Origin of the sequence: Streptomyces violascens, from assembly GCF_014649955.1 — a bacterium.
Classification (GTDB): Bacteria; Actinomycetota; Actinomycetes; order Streptomycetales; family Streptomycetaceae; genus Streptomyces; species Streptomyces violascens.
In genome coordinates, this window is sequence record NZ_BMUA01000038.1 from 19968 (window position 1) to 37732 (window position 17765).

13 protein-coding genes are annotated in these 17765 nt (G+C 71.5%); 5 read left to right on the forward strand and 8 right to left on the reverse strand.

Annotated features, from left to right (window positions below):
• Nucleotides 1-19 precede the first annotated feature (19 nt).
• Entirely contained in the window at nucleotides 20-475 is a 456-nt protein-coding gene (locus IE206_RS38250) for a hypothetical protein (RefSeq protein WP_189970687.1), read from the forward strand.
• Here IE206_RS38250 and IE206_RS38255 read toward each other — a convergent pair.
• The 8 genes from IE206_RS38255 to eccE form a co-directional block, all read right to left on the reverse strand.
• Complete coding sequence (locus IE206_RS38255) at nucleotides 462-1454, reverse strand: oligopeptide/dipeptide ABC transporter ATP-binding protein (RefSeq protein ID WP_189970689.1); 993 nt, start codon at nucleotides 1452-1454, stop codon at nucleotides 462-464. The genes IE206_RS38250 and IE206_RS38255 overlap by 14 nt on opposite strands.
• Nucleotides 1451-2419 (reverse strand): ABC transporter ATP-binding protein, encoded by a 969-nt coding sequence (locus IE206_RS38260; RefSeq protein WP_189970691.1) that lies wholly within the window; start codon nucleotides 2417-2419, stop codon nucleotides 1451-1453. Before IE206_RS38260 ends, IE206_RS38255 begins: the two co-directional genes overlap by 4 nt.
• Complete coding sequence (locus tag IE206_RS38265; protein ID WP_189970693.1) at nucleotides 2416-3324, reverse strand: ABC transporter permease; 909 nt, start codon at nucleotides 3322-3324, stop codon at nucleotides 2416-2418. The genes IE206_RS38260 and IE206_RS38265 overlap by 4 nt, the downstream gene beginning before the upstream one ends.
• A gap of 64 nt (nucleotides 3325-3388) precedes the next feature.
• Nucleotides 3389-4456 carry an ABC transporter permease gene (locus IE206_RS38270; RefSeq protein WP_189970695.1) on the reverse strand — a complete coding sequence of 356 codons (1068 nt, stop codon included), beginning with the start codon at nucleotides 4454-4456 and terminating at the stop codon, nucleotides 3389-3391.
• Nucleotides 4457-4459: 3 nt separating this feature from the next.
• Nucleotides 4460-6307, reverse strand: coding sequence for an ABC transporter substrate-binding protein (locus IE206_RS38275; protein WP_189970696.1), 1848 nt, complete (start codon nucleotides 6305-6307; stop codon nucleotides 4460-4462).
• Nucleotides 6308-6526: 219 nt separating this feature from the next.
• Nucleotides 6527-9814: an SCO5717 family growth-regulating ATPase gene (locus IE206_RS38280; protein WP_189970698.1), complete on the reverse strand. Its 3288-nt coding sequence runs from the start codon at nucleotides 9812-9814 to the stop codon at nucleotides 6527-6529.
• 360 nt (nucleotides 9815-10174) lie between these two features.
• Nucleotides 10175-10903: a hypothetical protein gene (locus tag IE206_RS38285; RefSeq protein ID WP_189970700.1), complete on the reverse strand. Its 729-nt coding sequence runs from the start codon at nucleotides 10901-10903 to the stop codon at nucleotides 10175-10177.
• Nucleotides 10903-12264: a type VII secretion protein EccE gene (eccE, locus tag IE206_RS38290; protein WP_189970702.1), complete on the reverse strand. Its 1362-nt coding sequence runs from the start codon at nucleotides 12262-12264 to the stop codon at nucleotides 10903-10905. Before eccE ends, IE206_RS38285 begins: the two co-directional genes overlap by 1 nt.
• A gap of 183 nt (nucleotides 12265-12447) precedes the next feature.
• Between eccE and eccB the strand changes: the two genes are divergently transcribed.
• The 4 genes from eccB to IE206_RS38310 all read left to right on the forward strand — a co-directional run bounded on the left by eccB (nucleotide 12448) and on the right by IE206_RS38310 (nucleotide 17652).
• Nucleotides 12448-13974 (forward strand): type VII secretion protein EccB, encoded by a 1527-nt coding sequence (gene eccB / locus IE206_RS38295; protein WP_189970704.1) that lies wholly within the window; start codon nucleotides 12448-12450, stop codon nucleotides 13972-13974.
• 14 nt (nucleotides 13975-13988) lie between these two features.
• Entirely contained in the window at nucleotides 13989-15230 is a 1242-nt protein-coding gene (mycP, locus tag IE206_RS38300; RefSeq protein WP_189970706.1) for a type VII secretion-associated serine protease mycosin, read from the forward strand.
• A 326-nt stretch (nucleotides 15231-15556) separates the two neighbouring features.
• Nucleotides 15557-15985: a DUF2563 family protein gene (locus IE206_RS38305; protein ID WP_226599804.1), complete on the forward strand. Its 429-nt coding sequence runs from the start codon at nucleotides 15557-15559 to the stop codon at nucleotides 15983-15985.
• A gap of 2 nt (nucleotides 15986-15987) precedes the next feature.
• Nucleotides 15988-17652, forward strand: a complete 1665-nt coding sequence (locus tag IE206_RS38310; protein ID WP_189970708.1) for a WXG100 family type VII secretion target — start codon at nucleotides 15988-15990, stop codon at nucleotides 17650-17652.
• The last annotated feature ends 113 nt before the right edge of the window (nucleotides 17653-17765 follow it).

The window sequence follows — 17765 nt, forward strand, 5'->3', positions numbered from 1 at the left end:
CCCCGCGAAACTCCCCATCGTGGGCACCACTTGGTACCGCCGGGGCCCCTCCTACTGGCTGCGCCGCACCTCGTTCGTCGTGTTCCTGCTGATCGTGACGGGCCTGATGTTCGGGGTGACGCTGAACATGTTCCTCAGTACCGTCGGTGGGCTGAGCGATGGCTGGCGGCACATCAGCTACACCCTTCAGGCGGTCGCCTCCACCGGTGCCGCAGGTTGGGGCTGGGCCTACTATCGCCGCAAGGCGCGAGAGGCCAAGGCGAGGGCCGCAAGCCCCGCGGAGACCTGGCGCAGCCACGACAGCGCACAGCGTCGGGCGCCGGGCCTGGCCAGCGCGGGCCGGCTGCCCGCGCTGCTCCTGCTGCCCTTCATGGCGCCGGTATTCGCGTGGGTCCTGGGCATGCTCCTCGCCATGGCCAGCCTTCGCGAGCTCCCCTCCGAAGCAGGCGCCCGCAAGGCCCTCAACCAGGCCTGACCGCCGCGGCCCAGTGGCAGGCGACCTGCGGCGCCGTGCCGCCCGCCAGGACCGGCAGGTCCTCGGTGCGGCAGCGGTCCGCCACGCCCGCCCGGTCCGCCTCGCCCGAGGCGAGCACCTGGCAGCGGGCGTGGAAGCGGCAGCCGGGCGGGATGCGGGACGGGTCCGGGGGCTCGCCGGTGAGCACCACCGGGTCGCCGGGGGACTCCGGCAGGACCGACAACAGGGCCTGGGTGTAAGGGTGTTGAGGGTTCGTCAGGACGTCCTCGACCGGACCGGTCTCCACGATGCGGCCCAGGTACATCACCGCCACCCGGTCCGCGATGTTCCAGGCGAGGCCCAGGTCGTGGGTCACGACGAGCGCGGACAGGCCGAGCTCGTCCCGCAGGCGAAGCAGCAGCGCCAGGATCTCGCCGCGTACGGAGGCGTCGAGGGAGGCCACCGGCTCGTCGGCGACGATCAGTTCGGGGTCCAGGACGAGCGCGCCCGCGATCACCACGCGCTGGCGCTGGCCGCCGGACAGCTCGTGCGGGTAGCGCAGGAAGAACCGCTCGGGCGGCCGCAGACCCGCCCGGGACAGCGCCCGGGCCACCAACTCCCGCTCGTCGTCCGGGGAGCCGTGGATGCGCAGGCCCTCGGCGACCGCGTCGTACACCGTGTGCCGGGGGTTGAGCGAGCCGCTCGGGTCCTGGAGGACCAGCTGGACGCGCTTGCGGTACGCCTTGAGTGCGCGGGCGTGGTGGCCGAGCGGGCTGCCGTCGAAGGCGACCGTGCCGGCGGTCGGGGTGAGAAGGCCGAGCAGGGTGCGGGCGAGCGTCGTCTTGCCGCAGCCCGACTCGCCGACCAGGGCGACGATCTCGCCCGCGCCGACGGTGAGTTCCACGCCGTCGACCGCCCGGGCGGGCGGGGCGCCGCGCCGCCCGGGGAAGGTGACGCGCAGGCCGGCGGCGCTGAGGAGGGGGGCCGTGGTGGTGGTCATGCGGTGCTCCTCGACAGGGTCCCGGCGTGCACACAGGCCGCCCGGTGGTCCGGGCCCGCGTCGCGCAGCGGCTGGTCGTCGAAGGCGCAGACGTCGATCGCGACCGGGCAGCGTGGATGGAAGGCGCAGCCCGCCGGCAGCGCGGACGGGTCGGGCGGATCGCCCGGCAGGCCCCGGGGCGCCCGGCGCGAAGCGGGGTCGCCGATGCGGGGGAAGGCGGCTGACAGCGCCTGGCCGTACGGGTGCCGGGCCGCCGCGTGGACCGCGCGCGCCGGGCCCTCCTCGACGATGCGGCCCGCGTACATCACCGCGAGCCGGTCGCAGGTGTCGGCGAGGACCGCCAGATCGTGGCTGATCATCAGCAGGCTGATGCCCTGGTCGGCGACGAGCCGCTCGATCAGCCGCAGGATCTGGGCCTGGATCATCACATCGAGGGCGGTCGTCGGCTCGTCCGCGACGATCAGGTCCGGCGCGCAGGCCAGAGCCATCGCGATCATCACGCGCTGGCGCTGGCCGCCGGACAGTTCGTGCGGGTGGGCGTCCGCGCGGGCGGCGGGCAGGCCGACCTGTTCGAGGAGTTCGCCGACCCGGGCGCGGGCCCCGGCCGGGGTGGCGAGGCCGTGCAGCAGGATCGGCTCGGCGATCTGGTCGCCGATGCGGTGCACCGCATTCAGCGAGTGCATCGCCCCCTGGAACACGATGGACGCGCCCGCCCAGCGCACCGCCCGCAGCCGCCCCCACTTCATGGTGAGGACGTCCTCGCCGTCGAGCAGCACCGACCCCGTCAGCCTGGCCGACGAGGGCAGCAGCCTCAGCAGCGCCATCGCCAGGGTCGACTTCCCGCACCCCGACTCGCCCGCGATGCCTAGCTTCTGGCCGGGCGCGATGGTCAGGTCGACCCCGCGTACGGCGGCTGCGCCGGTCCCGTACGTGACGTACAGGTCCCTGATCTCAAGGAGGCTCATCGGGCTCCCAGCTTCGGGTTCAGGACGGCCTCGACGGCGCGGCCGCACAGCGTGAAGGAGAGCGCGACCAGGGCGATCGCGATGCCGGGCGGGGCGAGATACCACCAGTGCCCGGAGGAGACCGCGCCCGCCTCGCGGGCGTCCTGGAGCATCCCGCCCCAGGACACCACCGTCGGGTCACCGAGGCCGAGGAACGCGAGGGTGGCCTCGGTCAGGATGGCGTTGGAGATGCCCAGGGTGGTCTGCGCGAGGACCAGCGGCATCACGTTCGGCAGCACGTGCCGCGACATGATGTGGCCGTGGCCGCCGCCGAGCGCGCGGGCCCGTTCGATGTACGGGCGCGACTCGACCGCGATGGTCTGCGCCCGCACGAGCCGCGCCGTCGTCGGCCAGGACGTCACGCCGATGGCCAGGATCACCGTCCAGAGGCTGTGCGACATGACCGTCGCCAGGACGATCGCGAGGACCAGCGTCGGCATCACCAGGAACCAGTCGGTGATCCGCATCAGGGCCGTGGAGAGCCAGCCGCCGTAGTGCCCGGCGAGGATCCCGACCAGCGTGCCGATCGCCACGCTCAGCGCGGCGGCGAGCAGCCCGACCGCGAGCGAGATCCGGGCACCCCAGATCAGCAGGCCGAGCAGGGAACGGCCGAACTGGTCGGTGCCGAGCGGGAATTGACCGCTCGGCGACTCCAGGGCGGTGCCGGGCGCGCTGGTCACGCTCTGGACGTCCTCGCCGACGGTGAGGGGCGCGGTGAGCGCGATCAGCGCGATGACGGCGAGGCCCGCGAGCCCGTACAGGCCGGCCCGGTGGGTGCGGTAGGAGCGCCAGAAGCGGGCGAGCGAGTCGCGGCGGCGGGCCCAGGCGAGCGAGCCCGCCTTGTCGGGGACGGTGGTCGTGGTCATCGGGCCGCCCCGTTCGCGTACGCGGTCGTCGGCATCGGGCGGCCCGGCTCGTACGTGGTCGTCGTCATCGCCCCACCCTGGGATCGAGAAGCGGATAGAGCAGGTCGGCCAGCAGGTTCATCAGGATCATCGCGCCGGCGAAGACCACGAACAGGCCCTGCACCAGCGGGAGATCGGGCACACTCAGCGCCTGGTAGAAGAGCCCGCCCAGGCCCGGCCACGAGAACACCGTCTCCACCAGGATCGAACCGGCCGCCACATGGCCCAGATTGATGAACAGCATCGTGACCGTGGGCAGCAGGGCGTTCGGCACCGCGTGGTGGCGGCGCACCGCGTCGTCGCGCAGGCCCTTCGCGCGCGCCGTCGTCAGGTAGTCGCCGCCCATCTCGTCGATCAGCGAGGACCGCATGACGAGCAGGGTCTGCGCGTACTGCACCGCGACCAGGGTCAGCACCGGCAGCACCATGTGGTGCGCCACGTCCAGGACGTGACCGAAGCCCGTCGTGTCGCCCGACTCCATGCCGCCGGTCGGGAACAGGCCCGGGACCGGGCCCGCGCCCACCGAGAACGCGATGATGAGCAGCAGCCCCAGCCAGAACGAGGGCACCGACCACAGCGTCAGCGCGAGCCCCGTGTTGAAGCGGTCGCCGAGCCCGCCGCGGCGCCAGGCCGAGCGGGTGCCCAGCCAGATGCCGAGCGCCGAGTAGATCACGACGGCCGTACCGGTCAGGAGCAGCGTCGCCGGGAGCTTCTCGGCGATGAGCGAGCCGACCGGCGCGTGGAACTGGTACGAGGTGCCCAGGTCCCCGGTCAGCGCCTTGCCGCAGTAGTCCGTGAACTGCTGCCACATCGGCAGGTCGAGCCCGAACTGGCCGCGCAGTGCGGCGAGTTGCTCGACGGAGACCTGGCGGCCGTGGGTCATCGTGCGGACCGGGTCACCGGGGATGATCCGGAACAGGAAGAAGCTGGTGACGAGGACGGCGAACAGCGAGACCACCGCCCCCGCCAGCTTGCCGCCCACATAGCGCAGATAGGTGAGCACCGGGCCCGCGGCCGCGAAGCGGCGGCCGCGCGGCTCGGTGCGCGCCTCGGCGACCACCGCGGGGGTGTCGGCCGAACTCGCTGTCGTCATGGCCTACTCGCGGTCGTCGGCGCCGGCGCGGCGGCGAAGGACGAGGAAGGAGCCGATGCCGGCGAGCACGATCACGCCCGCGACGATGCCGAGGACGACGACCGCCGAGGAGCCGCTGCCCGACTTCGCCGACGAGCCGGCCGCGGGAACCGCCGACCACCAGCTCCAGTAGCCGTCCTGGCCGTAGATGTTGCCCGCGGCCTCGGGCATCGTCGTGATCGACGCGATCTGGTCGGTGCGGTACGCCTCGACCGCGTTGGGGTACGCCATGACGTTGATGTACCCGGTGTCGTACAGCCGCGACTCCATCTGTTTGATCAGGTCCGCCCGCTTGGCGGTGTCGTACTCGGCCAACTGCTTCGCGTACAGCTCGTCGAACTGCTTGTCGCAGACGAAGTTGTCGGTCTGGCCGGTCGCCTTGGGGGTCGCGGGCAGCGCGGCGCAGGTGTGGATGGACAGGACGTAGTCCGGGTCGGGGCTGACCGAGTAGCCGTCCAGGGCCAGGTCGTACTCGCCGGCCGTCCACGGGTCGGTGACGTTGTCGACGCAGTCCACCGTCAGGCCGATGCCGAGCTTGCCCCACCACTCCTGGAGGTACTTGCTGACCGCCTTGTCGTTGGGGTCGATGGCGTGGCAGAGCAGCCGCAGGCCGAGCGGCTTGCCGTCCTTGCCGAGCCGCTTCCCGTCGGCACCGGTCTTGTAGCCCGCCTCGTCGAGCAGCGAGGCCGCCTTCGCCGGGTCGTACGCGATCTTCTGGTCCGGGGCCGGCTTCCAGAAGTAGTCGGCGAACCGGGGCGGGATGTAGCCCTCGCCTTCGACGGCGTGGCCCTGGAACACCTTGTCCACGAGCGTCTTGCGGTCGACGGCCGCGAACAGCGCCCGGCGCACCGCCGGGTCGAGCACCGCCGGGTTGCCGTTGCCGAACTTCTGGCCGTCCTTGGACTGCGCGCCGGGGTTGGTGGCGAGCGCGAAGAAGCGCCTGCCGGGGGCGTCGTTGACCTTGATGTCCGGCGTCGAACTCAGTGAACTCGCCTGTGCGGGCGTCAGGTTGGAGACGAAGGACACCTCGCCCTTGCGGAGCGCCGCGACCGCCGCGTCATTGTCCTTGTAGTACTTGAAGACCAGCTCGTCGAACTTGGGCGCCCCCCGCCAGAAGCTCTTGTTCGGCTTCAGCTTGATGTACTGGTCGACCTTGTAGTCGGTCAGGACGAACGGCCCGTTGCCGACGACGGGGAACTGCTTGTCGTTGTTGAACTTGGTGAAGTCGCCGACCTTCTCCCACACGTGCTGGGGCACGATCGGGACGTCCAGCGCGGTCATCGTGGCCTGGGGCTGCTTCAGTTCGACGACGAGCGTCGCCGGGTCGGGGGCGCTGACCTTCCTGAAGTTCGCGACGTAGCTGCCGTTGGCGGTCGCCGCGCCCCTGTCGGTCATCATCTTGTTGAACGTCCAGGCCGCGTCGCCCGCCGTGACCTGCTGCCCGTCCGACCACTTCGAGTCCTTGCGGATCGTGTACGTCCACGTCAGCTTGTCCGGCGACGTCTTCCAGGCGGTGGCCAGTCCCGGGATCGCGTGGCCGTCCTTGGCGTCGTAGTTCGTCAGGTACTCGTACATCAGGCGGTGCACGCTGGTGCTGATCAGCCGCTGGGCGAGGAAGGGGCTCAGGGAGTCGACGCTCTGGGAGACGGCGACGGTGAGGACCTTCTCGCCGCCCTTGGCGTCGTCGGCCGCCGCGCCCTGGGCGGGGAGTGCGGCCGAGGCCGTCAGCGCCAGGGCGGCGGCTCCTATGGCCAGCGGGCGGCGGGGCCCGGTCGGTCGCAGGGTCTTGCGCGATGGAACTGTTCTTGCCATGGGACGGTGACCTCGCGTCATCACTCGCACGGAAAAGCAGGGCTGATCGCAGGGAGAGCGCCGGTTGAACAGGAGGTGGCGGCCGGTGTGGGCGCAGGTCTACCAGCGGTGGTCTAGACGTGTCAACGGCGCATCGCAGGCCATTTGGTCTGCGAAAACGCCAAAGGGCCCGCACCGTTGGAACGGTGCGGGCCCTCATTGGTCCAGTCCTCTGACGCCTTACTGCTGAGGGGCTGACGGCGGCTGCGGAGCGTGTCCGCCACCCTCCTGGCCGGGCCACTGGGCGGGCGGCCCGGGCTGGGCAGGCGGGAGCTGACCCGGCTGGCCGGGCTGACCCCCGTACGGCTGCCCCGGGAAGGGCTGACCGGGCTGTGGCTGAGCCGGGAAGGGCTGTGCCTGGTTCGGGAACGGCTGGCCGGGCTGCGGCTGGGCCTGAGGTTGCGCCTGGTTCGGGTAGGGCTGCCCGGGGGCGGGCTGACCCTGCGCCGGGTAGGGCTGCCCCGGGTGCGGCTGGCCGGGGTAGGGCTGACCGGGCTGCGGCGGGGCCTGGCCGGGGAACGGCTGGGCGGGGGCGCCCTGCTGACCCGGCATCGGCGGGGCCTGGACGGGCGGCGGGTTGAGGCCGTCGCCCGTCCACAGCCCTTGCTGCTGCTGTGCCCGTACGAAGTCCTCGGCCACCAGCGCCGAGAGGTTGAAGTACGCCTCCCGGGTCTTGGGCCGCATCATGTCGAGGTCCACCTCGGCGCCCGCCGACAGGTGCTCGTCGAACGGCACCACGACCACCCCGCGGCAGCGGGTCTGGAAGTGCTGCACGATGTCGTCCACCTTGATCATCTTGCCGGTCTCGCGGACGCCGGAGATGACGGTGATCGAACGCTGCACGAGCTCGGCGTAGCCGTGCGCCGAGAGCCAGTCGAGCGTGGTCGAGGCGCTGGACGCACCGTCCACGGACGGCGTCGAGATGATGATCAACTGGTCGGCGAGGTCGAGCACGCCGCGCATCGCGGAGTACAGCAGGCCCGTACCCGAGTCGGTCAGGATGATCGGGTACTGCTTGCCAAGGACGTCGATCGCGCGCCGGTAGTCCTCGTCGTTGAACGTCGTGGACACGGCCGGGTCGACGTCGTTCGCGATGATTTCGAGCCCGGACGGCGCCTGCGAGGTGAACCGGCGGATGTCCATGTACGAGTTGAGGTACGGGATCGCCTGGACCAGGTCGCGGATGGTGGCCCCGGTCTCGCGGCGCACCCGGCGGCCGAGCGTGCCGGCGTCCGGGTTGGCGTCGATCGCCAGGATCTTGTCCTGCCGCTCGGTGGCCAGGGTCGCGCCGAGCGCGGTCGTCGTGGTCGTCTTGCCGACGCCGCCCTTGAGCGAGATGACCGCGATCCGGTAGCAGGACAGGACCGGCGTGCGGATGAGGTTGAGCTTGTGCTGCCGCGCCGCCTCTTCCTTCTTGGCGCCGGGTTTGAAGCGCGAGGCCCCGCCGGCCGGGCCGCGGCTGCTCTTCGCCTTCGGCTTGTTGTTGCGAAGAAGCCGGTCGGAGGAGAGCTCGACGGCGGCGGTGTACCCGAGGGGAGCCCCGGGCATGGACCGCTCCCGCTGGTCGTGCGTCACCGGCGAGGGCCAGGCGGCACCGGCCCGCGGGTCGACGGGGGGTGCGGGCTGGGCCTGCGGGTTGGCCGGGTCCTGCGCGAAGGGCTGCGCCTGCTGGGGGAAGCCGCCTTGGGCGGGGTTCGGCAGCGGTTGCGGCAGGGGCTGGGCCTGCGGTGCGGCCGGAGGGGTGGCGGCGGGGTGCGGGAACCCGTAACCGCCTTGCTGATCAGGGGAGTTGGGTGCGCCGAAGGGCGCGGGAGCCTGCGGGGCGGGCAGGTTCGGCGCGGCCGGCGGGTTGGCTCCCTGCTGGGGGAAGCCGTAGCCGCCCTGCTGGGCGGGGGCGTTCGGGGCGTCGCTCGGGGCGGCGCCCTGGTGCGGGAATCCGTAGCCACCCTGCGGGGCCGGGGGCTCGCTCGGCGCGGCTCCCTGGTGCGGGAAGCCGTAACTTCCTTGCGGAACAGGAGAGTTGGGGGCAGACGGAGTGGGGCCTTGCGGGGGCTGCTGACCCTGCTGGGGGAAGCCGTAGCCGTTCTGCGGCTGGGGCGGCTGCGGCTGCTGGGGCCACGCGGGAGCCTGCGCGGCCTGCGCGGCCGGATCCGGGAACGGGCCCGGCATCGGCTGCGGCTGGACCGGCCACTGGGGCGCCGCGGTGGGTGCGGCGGGCTGGAACGCGGGCGGCAGCGGAGGCAGCCCGGGCTGCGCACCTGCGGACGCGGCCCAGGGCTGGTCGGCGGGAGGTGCGTCCTGGGGCTCCGGGGCGGAGGTGTCCGACGGCACGGCGTCGGCGATCGGCTCGGCATCCGCGACGGGCACGGCATCCGGCACGGGTGCGGCGTCCGCGAAGGGCGAGGGGTGCGCGGCCGGAACGGGTCCGGGCTGGGCGGGCTCGGGGGGCGCGGTGCTGGGAGCCGATTCGGCTGCGGGGACGGCGTCGGCCGGAGCGGCGTCGACGGGCGTGGGTGCGGGAGCGGATGCCGACGCGGTACCGGTCGACTCGGCGTCCTGGGGCGCGGAGGCGGCCTCCTCGCCGGGCGGGATCCCGGGTGCCTCGGCGGCCTCGGGAGCTTCCTCGGCACTGGCCGACGTCACCGACGTACCGCCGAAGTGCTTGTCGGCGGAGTTGGCGTCGGAGCCTGCGTCGGAGCCGGAGGCATCGGCGGATCCGCTGGATTCGTCGGAGTCGGCCGAGTCCGCCGGGTCCGTGGAGTCCAGAGCCTCCGGGGTGTCAGCGGTGTCGGCGGCCTCGGGGGCTGCCTCGTCGGCGCGCCGGACGGCCGTCGCGTCGACCGCCTCGCTCTCGGCGCCCTCCGTCGAGGAGGGCGCTTCCGCGTCGGCGGCCGGGGCTGCGACTGACGGTTCGTCAGAAGCCGTACCCTGTGCCGCATCCTGCACCGGCGGCGCCGCGGACTCGCCGCGCGCCGCGGCCGCCGCCGCTTCGAGCTGCTCGAACTCCCGCTTCAGCGCGGAGGGCGAGAACCGCATCGTCGCGCCGCTCTCGATGTCGCCGCCGCCGAAGGCCTGGCCCTCGTCGGTGGGGCGGGCGGGCGCGGGCGCCGGAGGTGCGGGCGGAGGTGTGGCCGATGCGCTGGGTGCCGGGGCCGGGGCCGGGCCCGGGGGCGGCGGCGTGGGGCTCCAGTTCGGCTGGAAGCCGCCGGACTGTGGCAGCCCGGGCATGTTGAGGGGCTGGCCGTGCGGCGGGGGCGGCGGAACCCCGGGGCCGCCGTTCTGCTCACCGGCCGGGGGTGCGGGCGGGGCCGGAGCCGGGGCGGCCGGGGTGTCCTGCGCGCCCTGGGTGTACCAGGCGGGCGGGGTGTAGTCGATGGTGAACTCACCCGTGGTCTCGGGATCGGCGTCGGACCGATTCTCGTCGCGCGCGTTCCCGCCGGTGCGGAACTGGTCCTGGTCGCTGTTCACCGGTTTCCTTTCGTTCGCCTGTGACCGGGTGTAGGCCGTGGGGTTCATTGGCATGTGCGGGCCGGGATGGGGCAGCCCCTGTGCGGTGGGCGCGCGGTCGTGCGCGGTCGCCCGCCCCTGTCCGCCGCGAGCGCCGCGGCATCCGGAACGTACGGACGACGCAACCTCGCCGTGGAGTCCCTGCCCCCGGTCCGTCCCACCCTAATCGTCGTCAATACCGCCGGGGCAGGCCCGGTCGCCCCGATCGCCTGTCCCTTTCGTCACCCTCGCCTCACGAGTGACGTCGAAGTGATCGGCCAGGGGCGGAGTGTGCAGGGCGAATCGGTCAGATCAGGTCAACTTTCGCCACTGCCCCGTTGTTCAGTCGACGCGTCGGGCGCTCCCCAACAATCCGGTCTCGGTGTCCGTCGCCTGTGTCATCGCGAAGGAGCGGTCGCGCTCGTTGCACCAGAGCGTGACTCCGTCGGCAAGCGTCGAGAGACCTTCCTGTTCCGTCCGCGGCAGGTTCATGATGCGCCCTATCTGCGCGGCCTCGTCCGGCGAGACCCGCTGCACACCGACGAGCCGCGCCTGCCGGATCAGCCGCGGTGCGACCGGGCTGACGTAGGGGAGCAGCGTGAGCACCGCCTGCCAGGGCGCCGACACCACACGGCCGCGCGGCGGACGCATCCCGCAGTCCCGCACCACGAGCACCGGTTCACCGGCCGAGGCGCCCAGTGGCGGCACCCGGCCCACGTCGTGCACGGTCATGCCGCTCTGGCTGGCGATCGCGTGCACCAGCTGTGCCCAGGCCTGCGGCCGGCCGGTCTCCACCGCGACCCGTATGCCCGTCGCGGCCGCCCGCAGCGCGAGCACCTGCGCCGTCCACAACCCGCCGATGAGCACGATGTCGTACGCGGTCGGCCTGCTCACCCCGAGCACCGCGGGCCGGCCCCCGGCATCCACCCCGACGACCACGCCGTCGTCCCCGATGGGCAGTGCCAGGGTGTCCAACTGCCCGGTGGACAGGGTGTGACGGCGGTGCCGCGGGCCGATGAGGCCGAAGCCGGTGCGCGGCTCGCGGCGCGGGCCCGAAGTCGTGGTGGCCATCAGCGGGCGCCTCCGAACGGCAGGGTGGCGAGCATGCCCGGCAGCTGCTCGTGGTCCAGCGGCACGATCTGGGCCTTCGCCTCGCGCGCGGAGCGCTCCAACGCCTGGCGGGCCGTGGTCAGTTCGGCCTCGCTGCGGCCCGTCACCCGGAGATGGCCGCTGATGCTGCTCTCCTGGGCGCCGACAGGGGCAATGGTGAGGCTGAAGGTGGTCGCGAGCGCGGGAACCGCGGTAAGCAGCGCCACGAGCTGCGGCAGCCCGCCGGTCCCGGACCCCGCGTCGATCCTCGGCCAGCGCCGCACCCAGTACGTGGTGTGGCGGCGGTTGTCGCAGCGCCAGGAACGGGCCGACTCCTCGGTGCGCCGCTGGGGCGTCTCCGTGCGGCCCGCCTGCGCGGTCACCAGCGGGTTGGCACAGGCCGAGGTGGCCACGGCGTCCGCCAGCTCCTCCTCGGTCAGGACCGTGGTGTTCAGGCCCGCCCCGGTCAGCCGGCTCGCCAGGTGCAGCGCGGTGCGTGCCGCGCACTTCTGCGCGCCCTCCAGGCCGCCGCCCCGCGCGGCCACCGCCTCCGGGCACAGCTCCGGGTTCAGCTTCAGGGCGATCCAGGTGATGCGGACCGCGGGCGAGGTGGTCTGGGCGTGCAGCGGCGCGTAGTTGGTGACGGCCACCGACTGCTGGGGCAGCCGCAGCGCGGGCGCCGGCTGGGTGTGCAGCACGATCTGCGCCGATTCGAGCCGGATGTCGTCAACCTCAAGCGCGTCGCGCACCAGCCCCAGGGGGAGCGGGCGTTGACCCCGCTCGGCCCGCAGCGCCGTCGCGTCCGACTCCACCTGGAGGACGACCGTGAGGAAGCCGCCGTCGCCGATCATCCCGATCGGCCGCTGGTCCCGGTCGCCGTGGCTGTAGGTGCGCAGCGTGGGATCGCACTCCACGGCCGGGGCCAGTCCCGGCAGCGTGCCCGGCGGCACAACGGCGTTGCTCGCACGCTTCAGCCGCGCCCTCAGCGCCCAGGCGGTGCCCAGCCATTCGGGAAGCGAGCGCCCCCGGCGGCGTATCACCGCGAGCAGCACGAGGGCCACCGCGACGACGCCGGCGGGCACCAGCGCCATCGTGTCGACGACCCACGCGGCGAGCAGCAGGGCGGCAGCCGACTCGACCAGGATTAGCTGTTGCAGACGAAACGAACCAAAGCGTCCGGAACGGGACTTGAGGTAGGGCGTCACCGGCCCGACGGCCGCGGGCGCCGCCGCCCGGCGGACCGGAGGGGACAGCTCCGTACGCACTCCGGGGCGGGAGCCCGCACCGCTCGGCGCACCGGATCGTTCACGGGAGCGCGACCGCGTCCCAGTCGACGAAACCATCCCTGAACCCCCCGAACTCCTCGAAAACCCCTGGCCAGTAGGGCCCTTGAGGACCCGTCCACCCTACCCGCCCCAGGCGTACGATCACGTAACAGGCATAGTAGGGGGCCGGTCTGACAACGGCGGGCGGGGGACGGGCTCCCTGGGGCTCCGCACGGGGACAACGGAGAAACACGGACACTCATGGCATCACGCCGGGACGAGCTCAACGCGTACACCTTCGCGAAGCGTCGCACGCTCGCGTCGTTCATCCAGCCCTCTCCGACGGGCTCGGAAGAGGGGGCGCCGCGCCCGCTGAGGGCCGTGCTGCCGGGCGGCATCATGGCGGTGGTGCTGCTCGCGGCGTTCGGGGCATGGGGGATGTTCAAACCCACCGCGCCGCCCGGCTGGGACACCCCGGGTGAGAAGGTGATCATCGCCAGCAAGTCCACGACCCGCTACGTCGTGCTGACCACCGACGGCAAGAAGGAGCTGCACCCGGTCCTCAACATGGCGTCCGCCAAGCTCCTGCTCGACCCGGACAAGGGCCAGGTCGTCAACGTGGACGAGTCCGTCCTGGACAAGGGCTCCCTGCCGCACGGCGCCACCCTCGGCATCCCGTACGCACCCGACCGGCTGCCCTCCCCCGAGGAGGCCGGGTCCGCCAAGCGCTGGGCGGTGTGCGAGCGTCCGGGCGACGGCGGCCGCGCCATCCAGAAGGCCGCGTTCGTCTTCGCCGACCGGGACAAGAAGCGTACGGACGGCTCGGAGCGGCTGACCGGCGGCGAGCTGATGTACGTCGTGGGGCCCGACAACAAGACCCGCTACGTCGTGGACGCGCAGGGCACCAAGTACCAGGTCGGCTCCGACGAACTGCTGCTGCGCGCCCTGGTCGGCTCGGGACGCGAGCCCGAGCGGGTGTCCAAGGAGTGGCTGGAGACCCTTCGTTCGGGTGATCCGGTCACCTTCCCCAAGGTGGGCGGGAAGATCGGCAGCCCCGCCTCGGTGCCCGGCACCCTGGCCCCCGAGGCCAACCGGATCGGCATGATCCTCAAGGCGCCCAACGGCGCGGGCACCCAGTACTACCTGGTCCAGCAGGGCAAGGTCGCGCCGGTCTCCGACTTCACCGCGAAGCTGCTCCTCAACAGCCATGAGCTCGGCAAGCTCATGGACACCGGCCACGCGACCGAGACCAACGCCGCCGCCTTCACGCCCGAGGCCACCCAGTTCGAGGGCAAGAAGAACTGGCCGCGCCAGATGCCGGTGGCCGTCAACGACGCGGGCACCGCGAACGGCAGCCGCAATACGGTGTGCAACGTGCTGCGTGACGTCAACAAGGACAACGGCGAGACCACCATGAGCACATGGGCCGGCACCGACTTCCCGGCGCCGCTGCCCACCGGTTCGAGCAGCGCGTACGTGACGCCCGGCTCCGGCCAGCTCTTCCGCCAGATCCAGGGCTCCGAAACCAAGGCGGGCGGAGTCTTCCTGGTGACCGACACGGGGCTGCGCTACGCGATGCAGTCCAACAGCGACAGCGCCGACGGGGACGCGGCCACGGGCCTGACGGCCGATCAGCGCAAGCAGGCCGACCAGGAGGCCCAGCAGGCCCAGACGCGGCTCGGCTACGCCAAGTCCGAGCCGGCCCCGATCCCGATCAGCTGGTCCACGTTCCTGCCGACCGGCCCCCGCCTGTCCACCGGGGCGGCCCGCCAGCCCCAGGGTTCCTGAGAGGCGGCACCACCATGGCGTACCCACTCAAGGCGCTGGCCCTGTCGACCGCGGCGACCCTCACGGTGCTCGCGACCCCGGCGGCCGCTGCCCCCTCCGGCGACGGGGGCAGCGACCAGTGCACCTTCCCGTCCAAGCCGTACGCGGGCCGCCCCTGGGCGCTCCAGCGCGTGCTCCTGGACGAACTGTGGCGCCAGTCGACCGGCAAGGGCATGAAGGTCGCCGTGATCGACACGGGCGTCGACATCAAGAATCCCCAGCTGAAGGCTGCGGTGGACGCGTCCAAGGGCAAAAACCTCCTCGACAGGGGTCTCAAGGATCCGAACGGCCAGCCGCTCCCGCGCGGCGCGGAGAACGGCACGACGGACACCGTCGGCCACGGCACGAAGGTCGCCGGCATCATCGCGGCCCGCCCCGCCAAGGGAACGGGCTTCGTGGGCCTCGCCCCCGACGCCACGATCATCCCCGTCGAGCAGAACGACGCCGACGGCCACGGCACCGCGCAGACCCTGGCGGACGCCATCCGCTACGCGATCGGCGCGGGCGCCGATGTCATCAACATCTCCCAGGACACGGCGAACGCGGTCGAACCGGCGGCCGCCCTGAAGCAGGCGGTGGACACGGCCCTCGCCCAGAACATCGTGGTCGTCGCCTCGGCCGGCAACGACGGCCTGGGCGGCAACGTCAAGCAGACGTACCCGGCTTCGTACCCCGGCGTCCTCGCGGTCGCGGCCTCGGACCGCAACAACGAGCGGGCGGCCTTCTCGCAGTCCGGCGAGTTCGTGGGCGTGGCCGCGCCCGGCGTCGACATGGTCTCCACGGTGCCCGGCGGCGGCCACTGCGCCGACAGCGGTACGAGCTTCTCGGCCCCGTACGTCGCGGGCGTGGCGGCGCTCATCAAGGCCAAGCACCCCAAATGGACCCAGCGCGAGGTCGTCGCCCAGATCGAACAGACCGCGGAACGCTCGGTGTCCGGCCACGACCGCCTGGTCGGCTGGGGCGTGATCGACCCGGTCCGCGCCCTCACGGAGGACGACCACGCGATCGAAACCCCGGTGGCCCACGAGGGCATCACCCCGGCGAAGGCCCCGACCCCCGCGGCACTGCACCTCGGCGAGACGGACGAACAACGCACGCAACGCCTTGCCACGTACGTGGCGGTCGGGGTGGCGGTCCTCGCGGCGGTGCTGGGCGGGGCGGCAGTGACGATCCGGGATGCGCGGCGGCGGCGCCGGAGGGTGACCGGGGCGGAGTGAATGCGAGGGGTTCGTGCAGAACGGGTCAAGAGCGTTCCAGGTCTGTTCTGCCTGGGCTGGCAGGTGACTGATGCTGATGAAGAAATGATCAGAAGTGAGTAGACGTACTCATGCGGCGTGAGGTGAGCCCTCGTAGTGTCGGGGCGGCCGGGGCAACTCGGCCCCGCGGAATGCCTGTTGGGCAGGCGACGGGGGATGGCTAGAGTGACCGCGGTGCGATAAGCGGTGTCAATAGCGCGGAACGCGACGCGGGTGAGCAGCAATGGTTTTGGTGTACGGGGAGGGTGTCATGGGGCGTCGTGCCTACACGGGCGGAGGCGGCGGCTATGGGCGATGACCTCAGGAAGGGTCTGGAGGCGCTGACGACCTTCAAGAAGAAGGTGGACGGGGTACTCACCACCCTTGAAGGCTCGCATGCCAGCCCCACGAAGCTGGCGGCCCAGCAGATCTCCCGCACATCCTTCAGCGCCGGGAGCGCCGCGTTCCCCGAGGCGGACGGCCTGTTCACCCAGTACCACCGCGTACACGAGCGTTTGATGTCGCTGTCGAAGTCACTGGCCCACCAGATCGAGGCGATGGGGATCGCCGCGCATGGGGCGGATATTGGGTTCGACAACCTGGATGAGGAGATGCGGCTGCGTTTCAAACAGATCCAGGACGCGACTGGCTACGAAGCCGAGCAGGCGCAGTGGGAGAGGGACGGCAAGCAGAAACCGCAGCGCACCGACGACAAGTCCTCCGGGACGGGGTGGTAGCGATGACCGACAAGAAGCCTCAGCCCTCGCCGCCTCCTGCACCGCTGACGGACAAGCAGCGCGTGAGTCAGCAGGTGGGCACCACCGACCTGACCACCACCGCCGCGGAGGCGCTTTCGGCCATGTTCCCCTTCGGGGGGAAGGTCCGCTTCTTCGGAAAGACCGACTTCGAGGGCCACCAGCTCAACGCCATGATCGACCTGGTCCACGACGCGAATCCGGACCACCTGATCAACGCCGGCGATGCGCTCTTCGATGCCAAAGAGGCGATCCATGCGGCGGCGACCGAACTCGACGGGCACATCGGCGGTGTCGATTGGGAGGGCGAGTCCGGCGAGGCCTTCCGTACCTGGGGCAAGAACCTCGTCGGGCACGCCAGGAAGCTGGCCGATTTCGCCGAAACGGCGGGTGTTCAGATCAGCGCGGCGGGCGAGGGCCTCGTGTCCGTGAAGAGCGCGATGCCGCAGCGGGACCAGCGCGCTGAGCCCGTGAAGGTCGCTGACATCCCGCCGACGAAGAGGATTGCGGGGAACGCGGAGTACGAGGCCGCGGTGAAGGTGGAGAAGGACCGCCAAGAGGCGATCAACCAGATGAACCGCCTGTCGTCCTTCTACTCGGTCTCGGAACAGACCCTGGCCGCGCAGCAGCCGCCTGTGTTCGAGGCCATGCCTCCGGTGGGGGTGCCTCAGCCTGTGCCGGGTACTGGCGATCCCGTAATCCCGGTCAGGGCGGCGGAGCCGGGGACGTCAACTCGGTTCCACCCGGAAAATGGAGGGAGTACATCTCACCGAGCCGTTGCAGAATCGGTTTCGACTCCTGGCCAGTTGGACGCCAATGGCAACCCGCATGAGCAGTCGGTGGTCGGTTCGCTGCCTTCCCCGGACCCTTCCCTGGATCGCAATACTGGCACGGAACTCAACAGCACTACTCCACTTCCCGGGCCGACAGTGGGACAAGTGGCAACGCCCTCTCCGCTCGCCAACTCAACTACCCCTGGCATTGGGCCTGTTCCTCCCATTTCGGGTGGCCCCCGGAGCCCGACTGCCGACGGCGTGGCCAGAGCTAGTCGAGCGGTGGGCAGGATCGCCGAACCGACGCAGTTCCAGACGGGAGTACGCCAAGGAGTTCCGGGGGCGGGTAGTGCGGGGCAATCAACTTCGAATCCGGTAGGGCGTCCTGCCAATCCAGCTCAGGGAATGGGCAGAGGTTCTGCCTCCCCAACTGGACAATCCCCGATGGGGCGAGGTGTCTCAGGTGGGACGCCGCGTGTCGCAGAGGCGGGTTCCTCGCGTTCTGGATCGGCAGGAACTGCAGGGCGCAGCAACGGAATCGTCGGAGGGAGGCCGAACGCCGCAGCGCCTAACTCCGCCGGTTCCCGGACGCGGCGGAGTGCTGTGGTCGGCGGCGAGGGGCCGACAGGAAACTCCAAGTCAAGTGTCGGTCCTGGTCAGCGTGGTGTTGTTGGAGCCAGCGGTCCAACTACTTCCGGAGCGGCTCAGAAGAGCCGACGTCTCATGGGTAATCCGGACGGCGTGGTCGGCTCCCCGAAGGGGCGGTCGTCTGGCGGTCGTGCAGGGCGTAATGCGTTTACCAAGGGTGGCGAAGGCCTTGTGCGGGAGCGGCCTTCAGATTCAGGGGACGAAGAACTCTCTGAACCTGAGGGCTGATTGGCCGAAGGCGACGAAGCGCCCTTTACGGTTGCCGAGGCGCTTACTACCACCGATTCGATCAGGGACAGGCGAGGACGTAAGACGCATGAAGCCATCAATGAGCCGACGTA